We start from the raw sequence: 21,398 nt of genomic DNA on the forward strand, positions 1-21,398 counted from the left end.
TCATCCCTAAAGGATGTTAACGGTTTACTTTTTAGTAACCCCGTCAGTATTGATATAAGATTGCTTTGCCGTAGCACCTTGCCTTCCGGTCCAAAATGGACCTTTGTAGGGGGCATAGCCCGTAGCAGTAACCGTCTTATTTTCTCCCGAAGATGCCACCTGGTGACGATTGGCCAAAGAGGGCTCTCTGGCTGTCGACGCAGAATCCGCCCGTAACACATCATCTGTGGTTTCAACCTTCGAGGTTTCAGGTTCAACGCGTGCTTTGTGTTGAGAAACACGCGCAGAGTGCTCAACGCCACGGGTTACCGGGGTAACTGCATCCTTTTTGTCTACAGCGCGCCTTTCAATGGTGCTGCTTGAAACCGCTTTGGCTAAAGGTTCAACATCACGCCCGATACTGCCTGACCCGTTTAGCACATTGCCTACTGTAGATACATCTGAATTCGAAGCATATTTTTTGAAATCTACTGCGCCGGTCCTACCCGTTCTGTGTGGTCCCATATAGATATTAGACTTTTGCGCGCTGATACCAGCCGCATCCATCGACAACGGTTGTTGACGCATTGCCTGTGCAGGTGTTGTAGTGGCTTTTTGGGGCTGTGTCTCAAACACATTGTTCGCTTTCACGTTGCCTTTGCTGCCATCACGCTCACCAGGGTTTTCTCCCCCTGCGGGGTTTAATCTTGCCAGCAGCTCCTTTTCATCGCGTCCTGGAAGCGGCTCTCGCCGTCCTGCCAGGGTATCGGTTTCAGCAATCGTTTTGTGCCAATAACGTTTAAACTCTGCGGCGCCGGTGCGTCCTGTTCGGTTTGGACCGATATAAGGTTCAATCGAAGGACGACCCCCCTCTTGCGACCGAGGTTCAGAAGATTGCACAAGCGCTGCGTTACTTTTGGCTTTGCTTAACGTTGTAGCAAACTGCGCCCGTTGCCGAGCGAATGGCGCTGCATGAAGCGCTTGATTCGCTCCCCGATCGCTAACAGGATTTTCGCCTGCCGTAAGGTGAGAATGGGGCTGTGTCTCAAACACATTGTTCGCTTTCACGTTGCCTTTGCTGCCATCACGCTCACCAGGGTTTTCTCCCCCTGCGGGGTTTAATCTTGCCAGCAGCTCCTTTTCATCGCGTCCTGGAAGCGGCTCTCGCCGTCCTGTCAGGGTATCGGTTTCAGCAATCGTTTTGTGCCAATAACGTTTAAACTCTGCGGCGCCGGTGCGTCCTGTTCGGTTTGGACCGATATAAGGTTCAATCGAAGGACGACCCCCCTCTTGCGACCGAGGTTCAGAAGATTGCACAAGCGCTGCGTTACTTTTGGCTTTGCTTAACGTTGTAGCAAACTGCGCCCGTTGCCGAGCGAATGGCGCTGCATGAAGCGCTTGATTCGCTCCCCGATCGCTAACAGGATTTTCGCCTGCCGTAAGGTGAGAATGGGGCTGTGTCTCAAACACATTGTTCGCTTTCACGTTGCCTTTGCTGCCATCACGCTCACCAGGGTTTTCTCCCCCTGCGGGGTTTAATCTTACCAGCAGCTCCTTTTCATCGCGTCCTGGAAGCGGCTCTCGCCGTCCTGCCAGGGTATCGGTTTCAGCAATCGTTTTGTGCCAATAACGTTTAAACTCTGCGGCGCCGGTGCGTCCTGTTCGGTTTGGACCGATATAAGGTTCAATCGAAGGACGACCCCCCTCTTGCGACCGAGGTTCAGAAGATTGCACAAGCGCTGCGTTACTTTTGGCTTTGCTTAACGTTGTAGCAAACTGCGCCCGTTGCCGAGCGAATGGCGCTGCATGAAGCGCTTGATTCGCTCCCCGATCGCTAACAGGATTTTCGCCTGCCGTAAGGTGAGAATGGGGCTGTGTCTCAAACACATTGTTCGCTTTCACGTTGCCTTTGCTGCCATCACGCTCACCAGGGTTTTCTCCCCCTGCGGGGTTTAATCTTACCAGCAGCTCCTTTTCATCGCGTCCTGGAAGCGGCTCTCGCCGTCCTGCCAGGGTATCGGTTTCAGCAATCGTTTTGTGCCAATAACGTTTAAACTCTGCGGCGCCGGTGCGTCCTGTTCGGTTTGGACCGATATAAGGTTCAATCGAAGGACGACCCCCCTCTTGCGACCGAGGTTCAGAAGATTGCACAAGCGCTGCGTTACTTTTGGCTTTGCTTAACGTTGTAGCAAACTGCGCCCGTTGCCGAGCGAATGGCGCTGCATGAAGCGCTTGATTCGCTCCCCGATCGCTAACAGGATTTTCGCCTGCCGTAAGGTGAGAATTCGGATTACTGACATTCTTATCACGTGAATGAACACCATCACTTTTAATCCCCGTACCAGCATCAGCCTCTTTTTTTACAGGAACCTCTTTCGTGTCATCATTTTTTTTGGGCCCTCCTTCTCGCTTCAAGTAGTCCTTAAAGAGATCTAACTTGATGGGTTGATGAGAAAAAAGAGCATCCGCACGCAGGAACCCACTCCTTGAATTAATAACATTTTCCATCTTTTCAAAAACGCGGATTGATTCACGGAAAGGGCCATTCTCCCACTCTTTATGGAGCACATCACGCAAATGACTATCCGGCAAGGACTTGATTTCATTCATAACCATGATATGAATTTCTTTATTATAATCTAAGCCTTTTAATTCTGCCTGATTGGAAATTCTATCCATAAATTGATCGAATGACTTGAGTGCCTTAAAGCCTTTTCTCGATGAACCCGCAATTGGTGAATTAAAACCCAACTTATATTCATTTACATTATCGACAAGAAACTTAACATCCTTCTTTATAGCATCAATATTCGACGTATCGTTTTCGGCATATGAATCATGTAACTTTTGAGTCAATACCAATGCTAGCTTAACTTTTTGTATAGCTTGATTATTACTACCAGACGCAGAGAGTACTGATAAAAAATCACCAAATCCCTTGATGTCATTTTTACTTTTCCAAAACTCAATCGCATCCTGTTCCATTTTTTCTGAAAAAACCATGCTGTTAGGAAGTGAGTCAAGGAAATTATTGATTCCTACCGCATCTTCAGGACAAGACTTCGGAGCCTCCACATTCTGATTTAACACTTCATTGCGATTTGCGTTGTTCCTCACCCCCATAAAATCTTTCTTAATACACAGAGCGGGGTCTTGAGTCATTTGCTTTATCAAGCCTATTTTACCTTTGAACTTCCCGCCAGAGGCTCGGTATATTTTATTGGATTGACGCACGTTTTTTAGCGTTTTACATTTAACATTCCTCTTTAGTACTCTAACTGCGGGATAAGAATTACGTACTGTGTGTGTATGTATAACTTTATTATTCATCATACTGCCACCCTAAACAAAGAATTGCTTATCACAATCCAAAAGGCTTGCAATTGTGCTACTCAACACTTTAACTAAATTATCAAACGTCGAATGCGCGTTTGAAAATTTCTGGGTTAATGTTTGCATGCTGTTTTGGATATTATCTTTTTGCATATCAACGCCAGTCTGCCATGCAGACCACTGTGCTGCGTTGAACGACATATCTTTATCTTCCACTGAGTTATAAATATTCTCCAAGGGACTAATATCAATATGAACAATATAAGTGCCATCGGTTAACTCATAAATACAGTCAACAGTGCTGAGCCCAAACTCTCTTGCCCAAGCTTCACACTCCTCACGGCTAGCGCCTTGAACTGCAGACCCCGTTTGAACAGGAAATAATGTCGTTGACATACCTGGAACAAGATAATCGCACATCAATTTTTCGAGACTTACTCTGAATTCTTTGCCATTCAGAATGGTTTTATCACCATCGGCGGAAATGAATTGTGGCAGCTTGGACATAAAATCAGAAAAGTCCTTATAAAACTTCACATTTTTCTCAACGGCTTGTTGAAAAACATCCAAATAGCTTTCAGACATTTCCTCAAGTGCACTAGCGATCAGGTCATTAATCTCTTTACTTGATAAGGTACTAAACGTGTCAGAATTCGAGGAGCTGGACATCAGTGCTGCGTAGGAAGCACTCCCCTGTTTTGTCAGCGTCGAATAGACCAGTTCTTTTGTATCAGACGACAGCGCCTTATTCTTCAATTCAGGATTCTTCAAATACAGATCATCGAGAACACGCATTCTTTTTTGTACATCATGACCGAGAAGCTCTCTCCGTGCCTGGATAGTCTTCATTTCATCAAGAAAGCCACTGAAATTTAAATTTTTTGAAAAATCTTCCAGCTTTACCCCCTCAGCCATGATAAACGAGAAAGGACCGAGAAGAATGCGATGCGTACCATCACTGCGGGGGGATATATTCATCTCATCAGCGACGGGCTCTTGCAAAAAACAATGATTAGCAGATTGATCCTGTGAATAACTATCAACCCGAAATGAGGGCCTGGTTGTAGATAATATTTCCATATTTTCCTCTGAAGAAACCGCCTGTATCAACAGGCGGTTTTATATCATTATCAATGTTTAGCAATTACATTTTGGTATTATTGGCAACCACACTGGCAGTATCGCTGATACCTTTCGCAATATTTTCGAGCGTTGCCAACAATGCAGACTTGAGTTTTTCAGCATCCTGAGCTCTTGCATCGTTTTGTTGGCTCTCCTGCATAAAGACTTCTTTATCAAATTGCCGCAATTGCTGTAGGCCATTCTGCTCAGCCTGACTCACTATCATCTGAGCCGAAGAGATGGTTCCCATTGCTAAAGCGCCACTCTGTAACGCTTTCCCCACATCAATTTGTTGATTTGAGGCGATTAGGGTGGTTTGGAGTTGAAAATTCTCGCTCTCCGCCTTTACGTGTTGACTATTGGGAGATTGCTTCAAGCGAGTCATATCATGCGCCCACATCGGATCGTTCATATCCTTCCCGCGTGAAGGCATTGCGTGCGCATTGAGATCGTTACCATGATTTTTATGGTCAGTAATTTTGGCTCCATGAGTCTCATAGCCTTTAATAGCCTGGCTATGCCCTCGATGGGACTTGATTCCACCAGCCAGCGACATACCACTTGTCACAATGCAACTGGTAAGATCCTTTTTGAACTGCTCCTGAGCAGCCTGCATACTGTGCTCGACAGAGCTTTCAAGGCTTTTCTGGCTTGTTTCCAGCATCTTGGTTTTCATGCCATATTCAGCATGTTTGCTCAATAACGCGGTTTTCGCCAACTCAATTAGCGGGGCACAACGCATGCTGTTATAACCACCGAGAAAATTTGTCGTAGACATGATTTTCTCTGACCGGCTAGCGATTCCTTTCTCCGGTAGCGCAGACACTTTTTCATTCTGAGCAGGTATCAGAGAACCACTTTGAGAATACAGAGAAATTTGTTTGCTCAACAAATTCACATCCGTGTCAGAAACTGGCTTAGTGATATCAGGAATTAGAATATCAATGCCAACAAGGTGACTGGATGCATGCTGTACTAACACCGTTCTGTTCTGATTTAAGTCAGCGGTATCCAAAGGTTTGGAACTTGATTTCTCGATGAAACTGGTGTTACCCATACCCTTGCGATGCATCTCATCAGGAAGAGCAGTCGCTCGCGGTTGGAACACGGTATTATTGGGATTTGCAATAGATACTGCCATAATGCCTCCTATTAGGCTCTGATATTTCTTACAACACTCTTCCCAGTGTTGGCTTTACTGCTTAACATGTCAGACAACGTCATATTTACCGATTGAGAAGCTTTGGAGTCCTCTTCATAATTAGTAAGAATTTTACTAATAAGATCGCGCAAAATGCTGACATCCATTGCGGCCAAATTAAAATCGGCAATTGCTTTTGTCGCCTGGAGCCTGATATTTGAAATATTAATACTCATTCCACTTTGTACAACAGGCATCGCTGTCTGAACGCCATTTTCCAACATTTCCAATCGTTTCAATGCAATGTTACCCAAGCGTTTTGCATCTTCTGGATCGTTTGATCTCAAAATCTTCATGACATTGGCATTTACTTTATCTGAAATTTTATCCAGCTTTTTATTGATCTCTTGTGTAACTTTCCCAACCTGTTTTATGACAGATTGCATGCTTCGACTTAATGCCGCACTCCCTTGTCTCATAGAGTTATTAACCATTTGCGGCATAATTTTATTAATGACCCGCGTTATTGCCTGCTTGATTGACTGCATAATGGCAGAGGTCATTGCTTGGGACATTTTTTCTATCATGAATTTGGCTGCTGTTTTCGCCACTAAAGAAATAACCACCATGGCAGCAATAGACACAGCGGCAGTGACCACCATATGGATAGTATCCATCATGTTGGCCCCGGTCGCTTTATCGATGTCATTTAGCAGCAAGCCGAGTGGTGTTTTATCAAAAATCTGCGTGATAATATCGCCCAGAATATTCATAAGAGGCATAAAGACATGCTCCATGAGAGGATTCATTACCATTTCAGTTAATGATTTTCCGGTAATAGCCGCAACAATGGGGTCAGCGACCATCAAGGCAATACCGACAGCCATTAGTGCCAGACCACCACCGCCAAATACTGTAGTAATTGCCCCCAGCGCAATCGCCAGACCACCTAAAATTTTACCAACACAGCTGGACATTTTTTGCGCTTCTTCTGCTTTACGAACCTGCTCTTCGTATTTATCAGATTTACGCTGCATTTCAGCCTGACGCGCTTTGGTTTGAATGCGGTTCAGTTCAAGATCATTTTTTAATTTTTCGGCAGATGCCTCTTCCATTTTCATAATAAATTCGGTGATCAGCATGATCATGACCGCCGTTTTAGTCAGCGCTTTCTCTGATTGCGCCAATGAATTGCTGGATACAACGCTACCTTTTGATGTCAGGTCCACATCGTTGTACTTTTTATTCATTTCTGCCGTATTGGTATTAATGTCATTCAGGACTCTCTGCATCGCAGCAAGCTTTTGCTCCGCAACCGCGCGCGCATCGGACAACGTTGATTGAGCGTGGCCTAGCGCTTTTTGCGCATCAGTAATATCCTTCTTCGCTTGCGTTACGTCAGGGTTATCTGCCAGTGACGGATCATCAGGGTCTGTAACCCCTAATTGTTCTAACAATTCATCCAGGGACTTCTGCGCCTCATCAAGCTTACGCTGCGCTTGCGTCACATCATCTGTTGCACCATCAACACCTTTTTGCGCCTCGTTAAACTCCGCCTCAAGACCATCGAAGGTTTGGTGCAACGCATCCAGATCCGCGGACAGCTCACGTGCTTTATCCAGGCGCGCTTCTGACTGGGTCAAAAATACGGCCAAGGCATTGGCACGCTGCGTCGCGTCCATCCCATTGGTAATATCCTGATACTGCGCCATTAAAAACAACATTTGCGCTTTGCTAGTTAACGGTGTCGATTGGCGGATTGCGGGTAACTCAACGTTCTCCGAGGTTGCAGATGCTGTTTGTGCCGAGACATCGTCAGCAATCATTTCCCTGGCACGCTGTTGGGCTAATTGGTCAATAGCCTTTCCCTTTACCTGAGAAATATGTGTCTTCGTTGAAATTGCTTCACTTACTTTTCCAGTATTGGATGGAAAATTTGCAAGATTTATCGCTTTACCTGTTTTGGATACATCCATTTATTTAAGACCTATGAAATGAAACGGTTTCCTCAGAGGGCTCAGCGTCATTTAACTCCTCACTCTCTCCCATATTTTGACGAATAGTACTCATGTACGCTTTAGCTTTAGCCACTAAAGACGAATCCTCACACCGTGAGCAAATAATATCAAAGCACTGTAATGCCTTAACAACATTCCCCATAAGCAGTTGACACTGCCCTGAATAAAAGACCGGGTTGAAATCACTCTCCGCCATGACATAGGCTAATGAGTAAAAATCACACGCCTTGCTGTAATTTTTCTTTACCTGATTAACGGCACCCAAACCAATAAAGTAATCTGGGTTTTTAAGATCGTAGAGACAAAGAAAATGGAACAAATTTTCCGCTTCATCTAACTGGCCATTTTTGTATGCCTGATAAGCATACGCATAGACATTTTCCATCATGTCATCAGTAATGCCATGAATCTCTTTTAATGTAGCCCCATGTTCCAATGTTGCCGTCATTAATAATGTTGCTTCCTGCTCGGTGATAGCACCAGTATTTTGTTCCATTTTTACTCTCCTCAGTAGGGTCACCGCTTACTGCTGATGATCATTATTAAACCATGCGTTTATTTGATATTCACATAAAGAACGCTCATTCACCGTGGGTTTACGCGGGCGAGTCATTCTCGTTTTTCCAAGCACTTTCAACTTGTTGCAACCACACAAGGATACCAATGACGTTATCCAACTCTTCAATGCTGACAAAAGAGTATCGCTGGTGTGTTTTAAAGATTCGTCGTGCCAACTTAATATCTTCAACAACAGGAACCCCCACTTTCTCGGCATAAGCTCTAACGGCAAGCGCTCTCTGATTTCTCTCCAGCACAGAGACAAAGGGAATACCCACCACCTCCATATTGAGATAGATCCCAACCGCAACATGCGTTGGGTTAGCAATAATCACCGATGATTTTTCAATATCAGTTTTTATTTGCTCCGACAACAGTTCAGCATGTAACTCTTTACGTTTAGATTTGATTTCTGGATCACCTTCTTGCTCTTTAAATTCTCGTTTAACCTCCTGCTTATCCATTTTGAGATCTCTTATATGAAGAAAATACTCAGCAAGCGCATCCAATACAAACACCAATAGCGCGCAGGATAAACACAGATAGATTAATGCGCCAAAAAGCTTCCCCCACAGCAGGAATATATGTACAGGCTCAGCATTAAGCTGAGAGAAAACCATATGTTTATGTTTATTCCAAAATACCATAGCAGCGACGATAAAACTCGTCAGGAAAAGTAAGGTTTTCACGACATCTTTTATTGTGCGTAAACTAAATAATTTCTTGAAACCGTTAACCGGGTTTAACGCATTAAAATTTAGTTTTAGTGCTTTACTGGTAAGCATAAAACCGGTTTGTAATAGCGTTGGAAACACCGAAGCAGCGATACAAAGTAATAAGAACGGTAAGAATAGCTTTAGCCCCGTCCAAAACACCGCTTCAGCATAGCCAAGCATATCATGAGTAAAACCATTTTCGATGACGAGTCGCCACATGGACATCAACTCGAAGACACCAGAAAAATTAACCAGGTATTGCACGCCCAGCAATATCAGACAAGCAATGACCAAATCTTTACTCTTAAATGACTGACCTTTTTTCGCCGCGTCTTTTTTCTTTTTGTCAGTCGGTTTTTCCGTTTTACTTCCAGACATAAATTCCCTTTATACTCCAGGTTCCCGCTTGCTTGCTAACCACTGCATCACCAGCCAAGTAGATCAACGGGATATAGGCGTAAATCCATAATGCGGTCGGGCAATATGGGGGTGAAATAGAGCAGTAATAACAAGAATCCAATAAGGCTCTTAACCGTCAATGCCAGCGCAAAGGCATTCAACTGTGGGGCAAACCGTGCCAGTAACCCCAAAAAAAGTTCAGACAACAAAAAAATAATAATCAAAGGGCTGGCAAGGATAACGCCATTCTTCACGACCAAAGTTAGGAACCCGATAACGGTACGATATGCAGGCATATCCAACTGATAAGGTTGCCATAATTGATAACTTTTCTCGAAAACCTCCAGCATTAACAACAGACCACCGCTTTGCAGCACAATAACCGCAGCAAAGAGGTTGAAAAAGTTAGCCAGTTCGGAAGTATCCACCCCTGAAAGTGGATCAATGCTGCTACTCAGGGTTGCACCACGCTGATTGTCGATAAAACTGCCCGTCGCGTGCATAACCCAACACGGTAAACACAGAAAACCAGCGATGATCAGACCAACAGCCAACTCCTTACCGATTAAAATTAAAAACCAGATGTTATCGTACCCAGCCATCGCTTCTCCCGTATGCGGCCACAACACACTGCCCGTGAGCATGGCAACGGGTAACCTGATAGCACCAGTCAACGTATTATTGTTGAAAAAGGGCAGCAATATAAACGCAGGCATCAGACGAGCTGATACCATAGCCATTTCATAAAGCCAGGTGTGAAGGTCAAAAAACATTCCAGTAAACATATTGCTTATCACGCAAGTGCTATTCTTATTACTTCACGAGCATAATTAAGCATAATATCGCCATACCACCCGAAAATAAGAAACAGACACAACGCCACGCTCAATAACTTGACGCCAAAAGGCAATGTCTGTTCTTGAAGCTGAGTTACTGTCTGGAATAAACCCACCAACAGCCCCACTATGGTGGCCACAGCAATGGGTAATGCCGACATTGTCAAAATCAGGTAAAGAGCTTTATTGCCTGCGAACGCTATTTCATCCATGATGATTCTCCACGGCTATAACGCCAGGTCCAGGTATTGTGTTACCAATCCTTTGGATAATAGCGTCCATCCATCTAACACAACAAAGAGTACCAATTTAATGGGTACTGAAATGGTTACGGGACTCATCATCATCATGCCGAGCGCCAGCAAAATACTGGAGACCAGTAAATCGATAACAACGAATGGCAGATAAAGATAAAAACCTATCTTAAATGCACTCTTTATCTCGCTTAAAGCATAAGCGGGTAATAATGCCAGGATAGAAGTACGTTCCTCTTCATGCACTTCACTATCGGGGTTATCTCCGCGTTGAAGTTGGGCCCGCTCAAAAAACTGAGCCAATTCAGCATCAGAATACTTCTCAAGATAATCCCGATAACTATCCAGTCCATTCTCAATAAAATATAAAACTGATTGACTGTCTCTGGTATCGACATTGGCTTGCTGAAATTGCTCATAGCCACTTTTCACCACGGGTAACATGACAAAAAAAGATAAAATCAACGCTACGCCATTCAATGTCATATTGGAAGGAACTTGCTGAAGTCCCAATGCATTACGTACCATGACAAAAACAATGGAAAACTTTATATAACAGGTTCCACATGCAATCAAAAAAGGAAGCAGCGTTGAAAATGCCAGTATCGCAATCAGAGAAATATCATTGCCGTGAGACATCACCAGCCTCTTGATAAACATCTTTTATTTCGATCCCCAAACGATCCTCAATCCACACCAACTCACCTTTGGCAACAGGTACACCATTAGCCATAATGTATATATTCTGTTCTGCATCAGGATGACATGGAATAACCTGACCGTGATAAAAGGATTCTAATTCTGCAACGCTGAGCGTGCTTTGTTGCAATACCACATCGAGATTTATCTTAATCTCGTCACGCGATCGTACCGGGGCAACAGCGACCTCATTTATGTGTTCTGGCAACGATAATTCGCTTTCATTTTCTGGCATTGTAGTAACGTCCGTTTCATCAAACATAAATCCCTCTTCAATTTTGATAAATCGCCCCAATACATGGTTTGATGAGGCAACTGTGCATTCTTCATGATTAACCAATATCACATCACCACGCTGAATGCGTTTCAGCAACGCCATGGAGATATGGCTGTAGCCAATTTGAAACTGGATAGATAAAGGCAGATCGTCCGCCTTCAAATGGCGACGCCCCTCGTCCAACGGGGCTTGGGAAGGAAAGGTATGCAGCCATACGCGTCCTTGCGATGCCATACAGGCGTAAGCCTGTGCTGGAACAGATGATGCCGCCACCCGACCTTTGCTTTCCAAACGTTGGTATGCGAGGTCTTGTGGCAACCCATCAATAGGCTGTATGCAAGTAAGGAACAAGGTCTCTAACTGCGCAGGCGACCACGATGCGCTCGACAATGCCGCACTCTGAGGCACTCGGTGGCAAAACCATCTCTCCAGATCGATAATGCCCTCCCACCCCGTATCAGCGATAAAATGCAGCAGGTGATTGCCGGGTACCAGATGCTGACAAACGTCAAAGCCTTGGTCTTGCCACGTTTTCACTCTGCGACGCTCGGACAGTTCGCGCTTTGAATAACTGCGTAGGTGTTGACCAATCACGCATTTCCCTCATCGGCAAAGGTGCTGTGCTCTTTCTTTGGCTGCTCATCGTCCTCAGAAAACACCCATTCCGGGTCGCTTTGTCCCTGGCCCTCGTAATCCGCTAATCGCTGGTGCACTAACGGATCAGAAACCTGCAACACATGCGGTGCTTTGGCATGACCGCCGAGCAGTACATTGACCTGATGACCATCTCCCCAATCCGAAAAGCGGTACAATAATTGACCCTCTGACGCGGCCTCATTTAGCGCAGTATTGCCGATGTTTCTCAGTATTGCCTCAGAGGGAAGTGGCTGTCGGCCCGCCCCGGCGAACGCGTTATCAGCACTACGAGCGGCGGTATCACCCGTGAACATACGGTGTTGTGCATCGCTGGTTAGCGGAATACCAGAGGGCGTATGCTCTCTTTCCGTCCTGTGGCCTGGCGCTTCTGAAGGTATGCTCGTAGAGGGAAAAACCGCCGTATCAGTTACCTGACTCGCTATCGCGTGGGAAAGTGGCGTATCACGACGTTCCTGAAGTGCAACGGCAGCAGACAGACCGTGCACCCCACTGGCTACGGCTGTCTTTTCCCCCACGCTGGCAGAAAGGGCGGATAAATCATGGTGTAGGGTTGTTTTGCGCATGGGTACACCCTTATCGAGTGGGGCCTCAGTCGCGCGGGTATTTACTGTCTTGCTCACCTCGGCACGCGTCTCTGACTGCACCGGCAGATTGATTTTCCCTCGTCCGCTTTCCCTCCATTTGCCCAGACTCGCATGCAGTTCCGGTCGTGTTGCGGATAGCGAGGCGTGAGAAAGCGCAACAGGAGGGAAGGCAGTTTCCTCATGCCCTTTCTTCACCTGCTTTGCTTTTTGCTTTATGGCATTTAAAACAATGTGTTCTAAACTTTGCGTCGCATTTTCTTCCCTGCCGGGGTTACTGCCAGAAAAAATGGCTTTCACTCCATTTAACGTCGCCATGATATTCTTTCCTCTATCTCGTTATCTTCAATTTTGGCATCGCTAATACGCTTATTTTTTCGCGCCTGCTGTTGCAGCGATTCATACTTATTTATCTTTCTATCAAGCAGTTTCCTTTTTTCGAATATCGCCAGGCGCTCTTGCTCACACTTTTCCTGTTCAAGCATTTTTTGAGATTTTTGGACTTTAATGTCCGCCAATTTCCTCTTGAGTGCGCCCTGTCGTCGTTGTATCGCGAAGATTTTCGCTTTATTGGTTTCGCCTCCGGGATACAAACTTCGGCTGAGCATCTCAATGGCCGAAATCTCTTTTTCGAAGCTGTCTATCTGGGTGATTAATGTGTTGTGCTCACTTTTTTTTCTATTGAGCAGAACATCATTACGTTGAATTTTTAGGGCAACATGCCCCACCAACGTTTTCATCTCACGAAGCATGACGTTTCATCTCATCGGTTATCGTATTGAAATCAGCACGCTCATCGACACGCTGTTTCAACCAGGCAAACAAGCGATCTCGTTTATTCATGGCGCGATCGTTCTCTTCATTTTCGCCCGGTTGATATTCGCCCAGATCGACAAAGAGTTGCAGCTCATCAATTTTTGCCAAAACGCGACGCAGTTCGCCCGCGTAGTGAAGATGTTCACTGTCACAAACCCGATTAGCGACGCGACTGACACTATTCAGAACATCAATCGCTGGATAGTGATTTTTGGCCGCCAACTTGCGGCTCAGGTAGATATGCCCGTCAAGAATTGAGCGAATTTCTTCTGCAATAGGATCGGGCTCGTCATCGCTTTCCAAAAGAATGGTGTAATAGGCCGTGATACTTCCTGTTTGGGTGACGCCCGGGCGTTCCAATAGCTTGGGCAGGGCATCAAAGACCGAGGCAGGGTAACCACGCCGTGCGGGTGATTCCCCCGTAGCCAGAGCCACATCGCGTAGTGCCCTGGCATAACGCGTAATCGAATCCAGGAAGAGCACGACATTCATGCCTGCGTCGCGAAAATATTCAGCAACCGTGGTTGCAACCTGCGCGGCATTGCAACGATTCAACGATGAATAATCTGAAGTCGCATAAACCAAAACACACTGGCTCTGACGATCGGATTCGCGCAATGCTTCAATGAATTCCGTCACTTCACGCCCACGCTCACCGACAAGCGCAATCACAAAAACATCCGCTTGTGATTGCTCGATAAGCATGTGCATCAAGGTCGTTTTCCCACACCCCGCCGATGCAAAAATGCCCATGCGCTGACCCACGCCGCAGGTAATCAGCCCGTCAATGGCACGGATTCCGGTCCAAAACGGCTGCTGGATGCCCACCCGGTCCTGATAAATCGGAGGTGGCGCATCAATGGTGCGACGCTGCCAGGCAAACCCTCGCTCCTCTCCTGCCAATCGCTCGACAACTTCACCAAACGGGTTCAGTACACAACCCAGCAGGTCATGACTCAGTACAACCGACAGCCCTGTCCCTGTAGGACAAATTACCGCCTCTCGCGACAAACCTTGCGCATTGCCTATCAAACTCAGCAGTGTCGTATCGCCATGAAACCCCAATACCTGAGCGCGAGCCAGTATATCTGGCTGATTCCAGCCTTGGCGAACTTCGCAGACTTCCCCGACAGTCACACCGGGCAGCCGCGCTTCAATGATGGAGCCAGACAGGCGCAAAGGATGTGCTTGTTGACGTAAGAGCTGTCGGGTCGCCATTAACGAATCACTCCCAAAAAGGCTTCTTGCAATTGGAAGAATTCGTCCATGGCATCCGAAAAGCGAGCACCGTCAGTCAGATAGTCAGGATGTACCAGCCCTTTTAATTCAATGGCATCATTGTTAATGGCAATCTGTAATTGCCCGGTCAGCGCAAAGTGGCACCCTTCCATAATTTTTTCTTGGATTTGGGCTGATTTATGCTGCAATAACCCAGGTGTGTTTTCGCTGAGCTGTGACCAAATCCATATCTGCCCATCCACATTGCTGATTAACAAACTGGGATAATTTTCAAAATCGAGCGCAATGGTTGAATGACCATCAAAATCACTCAGAATGGATTCATCCACCCCACTGTGCAGTAGCGCATCACGAACCAATTTTACAATATCAATATACATTTCAGCTTTTCCTTAATTAAATGGTTTTCACCACATTGATTGACACCGTATCGGTTATTTCACCGAACGACATAACTTCAAGATCTTTAAAGCGTGACTCGAGAAAACGCTTTAAGAAACGGCGTATATCGACCGAGGAGAGCACGACTAAATCTTTACAAGACATCGCGACACTCTCCATGGCCAGTGCAAAACGATCAATCAGCTCATCCGCCACGGCAGGTTCAAGATGAAGGAACACACCCGTTGAGGTATTTCTAATACTCTGGCGAATCTGGTCTTCAAATTCCGCGGATAACATAATCACGCGAAGCGAATTTCCCACAGAGAATTTATGGCAAATATAACGTGAGAGAGCACCGCGAACATGCTCCACCAGCGAAATAACCTCTTTTTCACGCGGCGCCCATTGGGCAAGGGCCTCCATAATTAACCGCATATTACGCACTGAAATACGTTCACTCAAAAGGCGCTGCAATACTTCAGAAATGCGCTGAATAGTGGCATGTCGTATCACTTCTTTCATCAGATCAGGGTATTTCTCTTCCATTTTATCGAGAATATGTTTTGTTTCCTGAACACCGAAATACTCGTTAACATGACGAATCAACACGGCCGCCAAGGTGTAATACATTTCATCAATACCACTACGCAGTTGATACCCTAATGCCGCAACAGATTCCCGCTGTTCTTCGGCAATCCATTGCATGTTATCAATGGTAGACACCGGTATCCCAAGCTGTAGCAGCTCGTCAGAACCGTTCACAACGCGGTACTGATTGAATTTTATTTGAAAACGCTCTGCGCTAATTTCATTGATTAACACAGACACGGTTTCAGGCTCTATGTGCTCGGACGCTCTCACCGTTATTTCCGGCAGGTTTATCCCATAATCAATGAAGAATTGACTGCGAAAGCGTTCTGTAATATTCGCCTTTCCCAGTATTTGTTCATCACTTTTGTTAACGACAAGAATCAAGGGCACCGTTTCTGCTGAAACATTATTCAGATTATTAATGATACCCAGTGAGCTTTCCCCTTCGGCTAACACATCCCCTTCATAAGGTTGGTGTGACGTTGCCCCCTCAAGTTCGACCTGTGCCTTGTTGTGTTTCCAACGTTGATAGCCATAAAGTCCGGCGAGCAGCAATGCCAAAATCATAAAGACAGAAAAAGGGAATCCCGGCAGACAGCCGATACCCAAGGCAATAATCGCCGCAATCACCAGTACCGATGAGTTGGTGAACAGCTGATCAACAATGGTGCGCCCCATGTTGTCGCCATCGCCATTAACACGCGTCACAATGAAACCCGCACCGATGGCGATCAATAGTGCTGGGATTTGAGCAACCAGACCGTCACCGATCGTCAACATCGTATAGGTAGAAAGCGCGGTTGACATGTCCATGCCATTAATGAACACACCGACACTGATGCCACCAATGAAGTTGATGAAGATGACGATAATTCCAGCAATCGCATCGCCCTTGATAAACTTCATCGCGCCATCAAAAGAGCCGTAGAGCTGGCTTTCACGCTCGACCACACTGCGCCGTGACATGGCATCTTCCGCGTCGATGGAACCCGCGCGCAAATCTGCATCAATACTCATTTGCTTGCCTGGCATGCCATCCAGAGAGAAGCGTGCTGCCACTTCGGCGACGCGTTCTGCACCTTTGGTTATCACCATAAACTGCACGACGGTGACTATCGCAAAAATCACAAAACCAACAACCAGGTTTTCCCCAATAACAAACTCACCGAATGTGGAAATTATGTCCCCCGCATCCGCATCGTTTAATATCAAACGGCTAGTACTCACGGATAGCGCTAATCGAAACAGCGTCGTAATCAACAACACCGCGGGAAATGTTGAAAAGCTCAGTATTTTATCAATATAAAATGATGCTAAAAAAACCAGAATGGATAAAACAATGTTCAACCCAATCAAGAAATCGACCAAATAGGTTGGCAGAGGAATAACCAACATAGAAATGATCACAACAATCAATATAAGAATAAAGAGTTCCGGATGGTTCCTTAGCCGATTTAAAAAGTCAATCATCCTATCAACCTATTTTATTCAACTTATGTAAAGAAATCACGGTGCGGTTTTCCGCTGTTCAATTCGTTCGTGGTATAACGCAGCATTGAGTCTGCCTTCAAAACACATCAATAATTTTATTCTTCCTTCTTCTGAAAAAAAAACTTCATGAGGTAATTTTTTGCAATAGTAGTAGATCATTTGTAAAACTATCGCTCGATTCTTATGTTCAGCAAAACGTAAATAGTGACCTACCGTTTGCGAAAGCAACATATCCACATCATCAGTGTGTTCGATCATGCCAAAGAGCAATAGCAGCCAGGTCGCTTCTTTCTCATCAATATCGCGAATGAGAGGATTTTTGAGTAACCCTTGCACAAACAAAATATCACTCGATCGGATACGCTTAATTTGCTTTATTCTTTCCTGAAGAAAGAAAAACTCCGAATGACTACAACTGGGATCGGCCGCGTCAATATCTGCCAACAGCGCATCTTCCATAAACGTAGTCAGTATACCGCGATTTTCAACGCCGTAGGTCGATATCCACGTTTGGTACTGCATCAGATCGGTATCATCATTGGCCAAAAAGCTGCGATAGCTCTCACGCAGTAATGTGGGAGTCATCTTGAGCGTCGAACCTAATAACCGAGCCTTTAACGCAACATTAATTCCGGCTTTTAAGCGCTTGGGGTCCGCTTCTTTTTCAACCTGGGACAACAGCGCTTTAAGGCGTTTCCGGCGTATTTCATCCAGATTGCGTCGATACAACAGCTCGCGTAGAACCATCACCAGATCGCTCTCATCTGGAAATAATGCGCGCGCCTGTTGTAAAAAACGCATAATAGCCGCCCCTTCTTTCCCATTCAGGGCTTGAATCAGCTTGCTCACCTTCGGCTGAGCATCATCATCCAACACACGATCAAAGCTGCTTTCTTCCATTGCGCTTGATTTCTTTTCATATTTTCTGCGCTGGCGAAAACTTCCCGCAACCGCAGACATATCATCAGCAGCGTTATATAACTTCTGCGCTCTGGCTGCGGGAGAAAGATCTTCCATATCCTGCATTTCATCGCCAGAAGAAACATTATTCTGTTCAGCAGAAATATTTTTTTCTGCATTCTGCTTCTCTCGTCGAGCCATCTGAAGCTGGAGAGGAGAACTGCCGGGACCTACGCTTATCGCCATTTTTGGCTGTCCAAATAATTGGTCATCCAGTTTTGCAATTGATCGTTACCCAGATCTTTGCGTATATCGTTAATCATCGTATGTGCATCCGGTGATAACGGCGCATCAATCTCTCTTGGCTGAATCAGGAATACCCGAACCATGCTTGATTCTTGGTCGCGAGAATATTGGAACAGTTTACCAAGCAGGGGAATGTCACCTAACAACGGAATCTTTCCTTCCACCGTGCTTCTTTCATCATGGGTATACCCACCAATCAGCAAGCTCTTTCCTTTCGGCACGCGGGCGATGGTGCTGATATTGGTTCTGCCAACTTCAGGTAACGTGGAATCGTTGGTTTTGGTGGTATCAAACTGGCTACCGTCTTCAACGTTCAGCATCATTTCTATTTCGCCGTTCGCGGTAAAACGAGGAAGAACACTGACCGAGGTACCGTAGGTAACGTTTTCTAACTGGGCGGTGCGTTCACCCACCAGGCTGGCATAGAAGGTTCGACTATTGTCAAAAATGGCCGGAATATTTTCCTGGGTTAGCAACATGGGGCGGGAAACAATGTTGGCCTTTTTCTTCTCGCTCAACGCCAATGCCGTAACCATAAAGCTGGCGCCATCAATGGTGCTAGTGCCACCGTTAAGCGAAATACCCAGATTGCCTCCGACATTCAGATTTCCGTTCCACTGAACACCAAGGTTGTCGAATGCTTCTTTTTGTAAATCCACAATCCAAACGGAAAGTTCAATATGCCGCTTGGCAACATCCAGGGTTTTCGCCAGACTACGAATATATTCAACCTGCTGAGGGCTTCCTCGCACCAGAATACTGTTGGTTCCCGGTTCAGCAATAACACTCACTTCACTGTCAGTATGTGCAATATTCACCGCAGCCATCGCATCTTCATGGGCATAGCTGTCAAGCAAATCCTGTGGCAGATCGGAGGTATCCAGCTCGCTTTTAACCGGTTTACGTGGCACCACCTGCATGCTCCTTCCCGCTGTCGGCGCGGTGCTGATAATTTTATTTATTACCGTCGAAATGCCTGGAATGACGATTTTCTCATCGCGGTACTTAAAGGAGCGGTCCTCGACAAAGGTGTTGTGTAGCTGAATCACGGCGATGATCTCTCGCCCGTCGAAGGTATCGTTTTTTTGATCGAGATATTTCGCCGTACTCGTGATCAGATCGACATAGATTGGCGGTCCAGACACATAAAACGTGGCATTACGATTATCCGAACGCAGAGGAAAACGAGGATCGTGCAGACCTGAATTCTTCAAAAAGCTTTCAACCGTGCTGAATGACGTATTACGCAACACGATAACTGCATTACGCATTTCCGTTGCGTCATAGACATAGATGGCCTGACCATCACTGTACCAAATCAGCCCAAGCTGCTCGGATAAAGATACCAGTACATCCTTCGGACGGCTCAGATCAAACTCACCGGTGACCTTTTTGCGTACCGCCAGCTTACTTAAAATGAAGGGTTTTCTCATAGCAGCAGAGATAGCATCAAAAATGCCATTCACACTCTCTTGCCGGGCCATATATCCGCTTCCCTGGCGAGAGGATTGATTATTCTCATTTACTGTTTCTGCGAATGCCTGTATTGGCATTAATGCAAACAGTACTATGGCTATTGATGCCCGTATTTTTGTCGAAAAATCTGTACTCATCTGACTTTAACTCGCTTGCAATAATTTCTTCAAATTCCTTGGCGAAACACCAATCACCTCTTTCACCTCATTGGAGAAATGAGAAAGTGATGCATATCCATGATTCATTGCGATAGTCGTTAAATTATTATCGCCATTAATCAATTCAAAAAGTGCCTGCCCCAAACGCCAATCACGTAGCGCAGATTTTGCCGTATTGCCTAATGCGCGCCGCGATAAACGTCGAAAATGAGAAACTGAGAGTCCATAACGCGCACAGAGCGTCTGCACACGTTGGGTGGAATTACTTCGATATGAATCAAAAAGAAACTCAACCAGGGCATACCATTCAGATTGTCTCAATACATTGGAAAAACACGCCAGATCTTCAGCCCCCAACAACGTCTGATGCAAAAGCCAATATTCCATCTCCTTTTGCTCAGGTTCATTGCCGAGTGTCGTTGGCATACTGGCCATCAGCGTTCTTGTACAGTGAGTATTTTCTTTATTCATTGATTTATCGATAAACACTTGCAGCTTTGCCAGCAACGTAAAATCAAGAAATAAACAATGTAATTCACCGTGCTCAACGGTCACTGAAGCCGGTGCGATGGCAAGCAAACGGCGCTGGTCAGCAGGAATTATGCATTCCACCGTATTTGCTTTGTCGCGAAAGCGAAGGTAACATTCTTGACCGCTGTTCTGTGCCAGTAATAAAGCATACTGAGAGAACTGATATTCCTCGCCAACATTAAGCTGACGGTATTGCCCCATATCTTCCATTGATTAGCTCTTTTGCATCCAAACGTTCGATGCAGTATAAAGTCTCGCCAATGGCATTCCTGATGAGATAATAATGGTTGGCCTTCTTGCTTCCGGCACCGCCATCAAATTATAAGAGGTAATAGCTTTTTTTATATTTTATTTCATAAAGATAATTAAAGTTAAATGAACTTAGAACCTATCCCAAAATGAATTGTAAATTAATAAGTAATAGCAATTTCTGAGGGAAGTATGGCAAGCAATAAGTGGCCGATCAGCGATGAACTCTGGGGGAAAATGGTTCCGTTGCTCCCGGAACACAAAACCCACCATCCGCTGGGTACGCATCGCAGGCGGGTTGATAATCGTGCCGCAATGAACGCCATTCTCTTTGTGCTCAGAACGGGTTGCCAGTGGAATGCCCTGAATGCCACCGGGATATGCTCGTCAAGCTCCGCTCACCGCCGCTTCCAGGAGTGGCGGGATGCAGGAGTTTTTGAACGGTTCTGGCAGAACGGTTCTGGCAGAACGGGTTGCTGGCCTGCGAGCAGCTGGATGCTATCGACTGGTCATGGCTGTCGATGGATGGTTGTATGACGAAGTCACCGCTGGCAGGCTCAAAAAAACAGGACGGAATCCCACAGACCGGGGGAAACAGGGTGTAAAGCGTAGCCTGATGACCGATGCGAACGGGCTTCCCCTCTCTCTGGTTGTCTCAGGGGCAAATACCCACGACATATAGCCAAG

At 45.8% G+C, this 21,398-nt stretch carries 19 protein-coding genes and 1 pseudogene; 2 read left to right on the top strand and 18 right to left on the bottom strand.

Annotation, left to right across the window (positions count from 1 at the left end):
- Positions 1–24 precede the first annotated feature (24 nt).
- The 10 genes from ACQGXV_RS03805 to ACQGXV_RS03850 form a co-directional block, all read right to left on the bottom strand.
- On the bottom strand, positions 25–3,312 hold the full coding sequence (locus tag ACQGXV_RS03805; RefSeq protein ID WP_440864925.1) for a hypothetical protein: 3,288 nt from the start codon (positions 3,310–3,312) through the stop codon (positions 25–27).
- Between the two features lie 9 nt (positions 3,313–3,321).
- On the bottom strand, positions 3,322–4,422 hold the full coding sequence (locus ACQGXV_RS03810; protein ID WP_440864926.1) for an IpaD/SipD/SspD family type III secretion system needle tip protein: 1,101 nt from the start codon (positions 4,420–4,422) through the stop codon (positions 3,322–3,324).
- Positions 4,423–4,456: 34 nt separating this feature from the next.
- Complete coding sequence (locus tag ACQGXV_RS03815) at positions 4,457–5,575, bottom strand: hypothetical protein (protein ID WP_440864927.1); 1,119 nt, start codon at positions 5,573–5,575, stop codon at positions 4,457–4,459.
- 11 nt (positions 5,576–5,586) lie between these two features.
- Positions 5,587–7,551 carry a type III secretion system translocon subunit SctE gene (gene sctE / locus ACQGXV_RS03820; protein WP_440864928.1) on the bottom strand — a complete coding sequence of 655 codons (1,965 nt, stop codon included), beginning with the start codon at positions 7,549–7,551 and terminating at the stop codon, positions 5,587–5,589.
- 4 nt (positions 7,552–7,555) lie between these two features.
- Positions 7,556–8,089, bottom strand: coding sequence for a SycD/LcrH family type III secretion system chaperone (locus tag ACQGXV_RS03825; protein WP_440864929.1), 534 nt, complete (start codon positions 8,087–8,089; stop codon positions 7,556–7,558).
- Positions 8,090–8,189: 100 nt separating this feature from the next.
- Positions 8,190–9,245 carry an EscU/YscU/HrcU family type III secretion system export apparatus switch protein gene (locus tag ACQGXV_RS03830; RefSeq protein WP_440864930.1) on the bottom strand — a complete coding sequence of 352 codons (1,056 nt, stop codon included), beginning with the start codon at positions 9,243–9,245 and terminating at the stop codon, positions 8,190–8,192.
- Between the two features lie 47 nt (positions 9,246–9,292).
- On the bottom strand, positions 9,293–10,063 hold the full coding sequence (gene sctT / locus ACQGXV_RS03835) for a type III secretion system export apparatus subunit SctT (RefSeq protein ID WP_440864931.1): 771 nt from the start codon (positions 10,061–10,063) through the stop codon (positions 9,293–9,295).
- Positions 10,060–10,314 carry an EscS/YscS/HrcS family type III secretion system export apparatus protein gene (locus ACQGXV_RS03840; protein ID WP_440864932.1) on the bottom strand — a complete coding sequence of 85 codons (255 nt, stop codon included), beginning with the start codon at positions 10,312–10,314 and terminating at the stop codon, positions 10,060–10,062. The genes sctT and ACQGXV_RS03840 overlap by 4 nt, the downstream gene beginning before the upstream one ends.
- Positions 10,315–10,329: 15 nt before the next feature.
- A complete protein-coding gene (locus ACQGXV_RS03845) occupies positions 10,330–10,995 on the bottom strand; it encodes an EscR/YscR/HrcR family type III secretion system export apparatus protein (RefSeq protein ID WP_440864933.1) in 666 nt (221 codons plus the stop codon).
- Complete coding sequence (locus tag ACQGXV_RS03850) at positions 10,979–11,605, bottom strand: FliM/FliN family flagellar motor switch protein (RefSeq protein ID WP_440864934.1); 627 nt, start codon at positions 11,603–11,605, stop codon at positions 10,979–10,981. Before ACQGXV_RS03850 ends, ACQGXV_RS03845 begins: the two co-directional genes overlap by 17 nt.
- Positions 11,606–11,743: 138 nt before the next feature.
- On the opposite strand from ACQGXV_RS03850, the gene ACQGXV_RS03855 reads away from it, so the two are divergent.
- Positions 11,744–11,899 (top strand): hypothetical protein, encoded by a 156-nt coding sequence (locus tag ACQGXV_RS03855; protein WP_440864935.1) that lies wholly within the window; start codon positions 11,744–11,746, stop codon positions 11,897–11,899.
- A 23-nt stretch (positions 11,900–11,922) separates the two neighbouring features.
- Here the strand turns inward: ACQGXV_RS03855 and ACQGXV_RS03860 are convergent, their stop codons facing one another.
- The 8 genes from ACQGXV_RS03860 to ACQGXV_RS03895 are packed head-to-tail and all read right to left on the bottom strand — an operon-like array spanning position 11,923 to position 20,672.
- The gene (locus ACQGXV_RS03860) at positions 11,923–12,888 is read right to left on the bottom strand and encodes a SpaN/EivJ family type III secretion system needle length determinant (protein WP_440864936.1); all 966 of its coding nucleotides are present in this window, start codon (positions 12,886–12,888) and stop codon (positions 11,923–11,925) included.
- A complete protein-coding gene (locus tag ACQGXV_RS03865) occupies positions 12,876–13,322 on the bottom strand; it encodes a hypothetical protein (protein ID WP_440864937.1) in 447 nt (148 codons plus the stop codon). The genes ACQGXV_RS03860 and ACQGXV_RS03865 overlap by 13 nt, the downstream gene beginning before the upstream one ends.
- Positions 13,312–14,604 carry a type III secretion system ATPase SctN gene (gene sctN / locus ACQGXV_RS03870; RefSeq protein ID WP_440864938.1) on the bottom strand — a complete coding sequence of 431 codons (1,293 nt, stop codon included), beginning with the start codon at positions 14,602–14,604 and terminating at the stop codon, positions 13,312–13,314. The genes ACQGXV_RS03865 and sctN overlap by 11 nt, the downstream gene beginning before the upstream one ends.
- Positions 14,604–15,005 (bottom strand): SPI-1 type III secretion system chaperone SpaK, encoded by a 402-nt coding sequence (gene spaK, locus ACQGXV_RS03875; protein WP_440864939.1) that lies wholly within the window; start codon positions 15,003–15,005, stop codon positions 14,604–14,606. The genes sctN and spaK overlap by 1 nt, the downstream gene beginning before the upstream one ends.
- Positions 15,006–15,021: 16 nt before the next feature.
- On the bottom strand, positions 15,022–17,070 hold the full coding sequence (locus ACQGXV_RS03880) for an EscV/YscV/HrcV family type III secretion system export apparatus protein (protein WP_440864940.1): 2,049 nt from the start codon (positions 17,068–17,070) through the stop codon (positions 15,022–15,024).
- A 36-nt stretch (positions 17,071–17,106) separates the two neighbouring features.
- Positions 17,107–18,237: a type III secretion system gatekeeper subunit SctW gene (gene sctW, locus ACQGXV_RS03885; protein WP_440864941.1), complete on the bottom strand. Its 1,131-nt coding sequence runs from the start codon at positions 18,235–18,237 to the stop codon at positions 17,107–17,109.
- Entirely contained in the window at positions 18,228–19,910 is a 1,683-nt protein-coding gene (sctC, locus tag ACQGXV_RS03890) for a type III secretion system outer membrane ring subunit SctC (protein ID WP_440864942.1), read from the bottom strand. Before sctC ends, sctW begins: the two co-directional genes overlap by 10 nt.
- A 6-nt stretch (positions 19,911–19,916) precedes the next feature.
- A complete protein-coding gene (locus ACQGXV_RS03895; RefSeq protein WP_440864943.1) occupies positions 19,917–20,672 on the bottom strand; it encodes a helix-turn-helix domain-containing protein in 756 nt (251 codons plus the stop codon).
- Positions 20,673–20,903: 231 nt separating this feature from the next.
- Between ACQGXV_RS03895 and ACQGXV_RS03900 the strand changes: the two are divergent.
- Positions 20,904–21,390 (top strand): annotated as a pseudogene (locus ACQGXV_RS03900) (IS5 family transposase); the annotation flags it as partial.
- Between the last annotated feature and the right edge of the window lie 8 nt (positions 21,391–21,398).

Origin of the sequence: Symbiopectobacterium purcellii, assembly GCF_052050035.1 — a bacterium.
GTDB classification, from domain to species: Bacteria; Pseudomonadota; Gammaproteobacteria; order Enterobacterales; family Enterobacteriaceae; genus Symbiopectobacterium; species Symbiopectobacterium purcellii_A.

Bases quoted from the DNA above. Each gene is read 5' to 3' on its own strand.
- ACQGXV_RS03840 (WP_440864932.1), bottom strand. From the start codon at position 10,314: ATGGATGAAATAGCGTTCGCAGGCAATAAAGCTCTTTACCTGATTTTG.
- spaK (WP_440864939.1), bottom strand. From the start codon at position 15,005: ATGTATATTGATATTGTAAAATTGGTTCGTGATGCGCTACTGCACAGT.
- ACQGXV_RS03880 (WP_440864940.1), bottom strand. From the start codon at position 17,070: ATGATTGACTTTTTAAATCGGCTAAGGAACCATCCGGAACTCTTTATT.
- ACQGXV_RS03830 (WP_440864930.1), bottom strand. From the start codon at position 9,245: ATGTCTGGAAGTAAAACGGAAAAACCGACTGACAAAAAGAAAAAAGAC.
- ACQGXV_RS03895 (WP_440864943.1), bottom strand. From the start codon at position 20,672: ATGGAAGATATGGGGCAATACCGTCAGCTTAATGTTGGCGAGGAATAT.
- sctW (WP_440864941.1), bottom strand. From the start codon at position 18,237: ATGGCGATAAGCGTAGGTCCCGGCAGTTCTCCTCTCCAGCTTCAGATG.
- sctE (WP_440864928.1), bottom strand. From the start codon at position 7,551: ATGGATGTATCCAAAACAGGTAAAGCGATAAATCTTGCAAATTTTCCA.
- ACQGXV_RS03860 (WP_440864936.1), bottom strand. From the start codon at position 12,888: ATGGCGACGTTAAATGGAGTGAAAGCCATTTTTTCTGGCAGTAACCCC.
- ACQGXV_RS03845 (WP_440864933.1), bottom strand. From the start codon at position 10,995: ATGTCTCACGGCAATGATATTTCTCTGATTGCGATACTGGCATTTTCA.
- ACQGXV_RS03865 (WP_440864937.1), bottom strand. From the start codon at position 13,322: ATGCTTCGTGAGATGAAAACGTTGGTGGGGCATGTTGCCCTAAAAATT.
- ACQGXV_RS03825 (WP_440864929.1), bottom strand. From the start codon at position 8,089: ATGGAACAAAATACTGGTGCTATCACCGAGCAGGAAGCAACATTATTA.
- sctC (WP_440864942.1), bottom strand. From the start codon at position 19,910: ATGAGTACAGATTTTTCGACAAAAATACGGGCATCAATAGCCATAGTA.
- ACQGXV_RS03805 (WP_440864925.1), bottom strand. From the start codon at position 3,312: ATGATGAATAATAAAGTTATACATACACACACAGTACGTAATTCTTAT.
- ACQGXV_RS03815 (WP_440864927.1), bottom strand. From the start codon at position 5,575: ATGGCAGTATCTATTGCAAATCCCAATAATACCGTGTTCCAACCGCGA.
- sctN (WP_440864938.1), bottom strand. From the start codon at position 14,604: ATGGCGACCCGACAGCTCTTACGTCAACAAGCACATCCTTTGCGCCTG.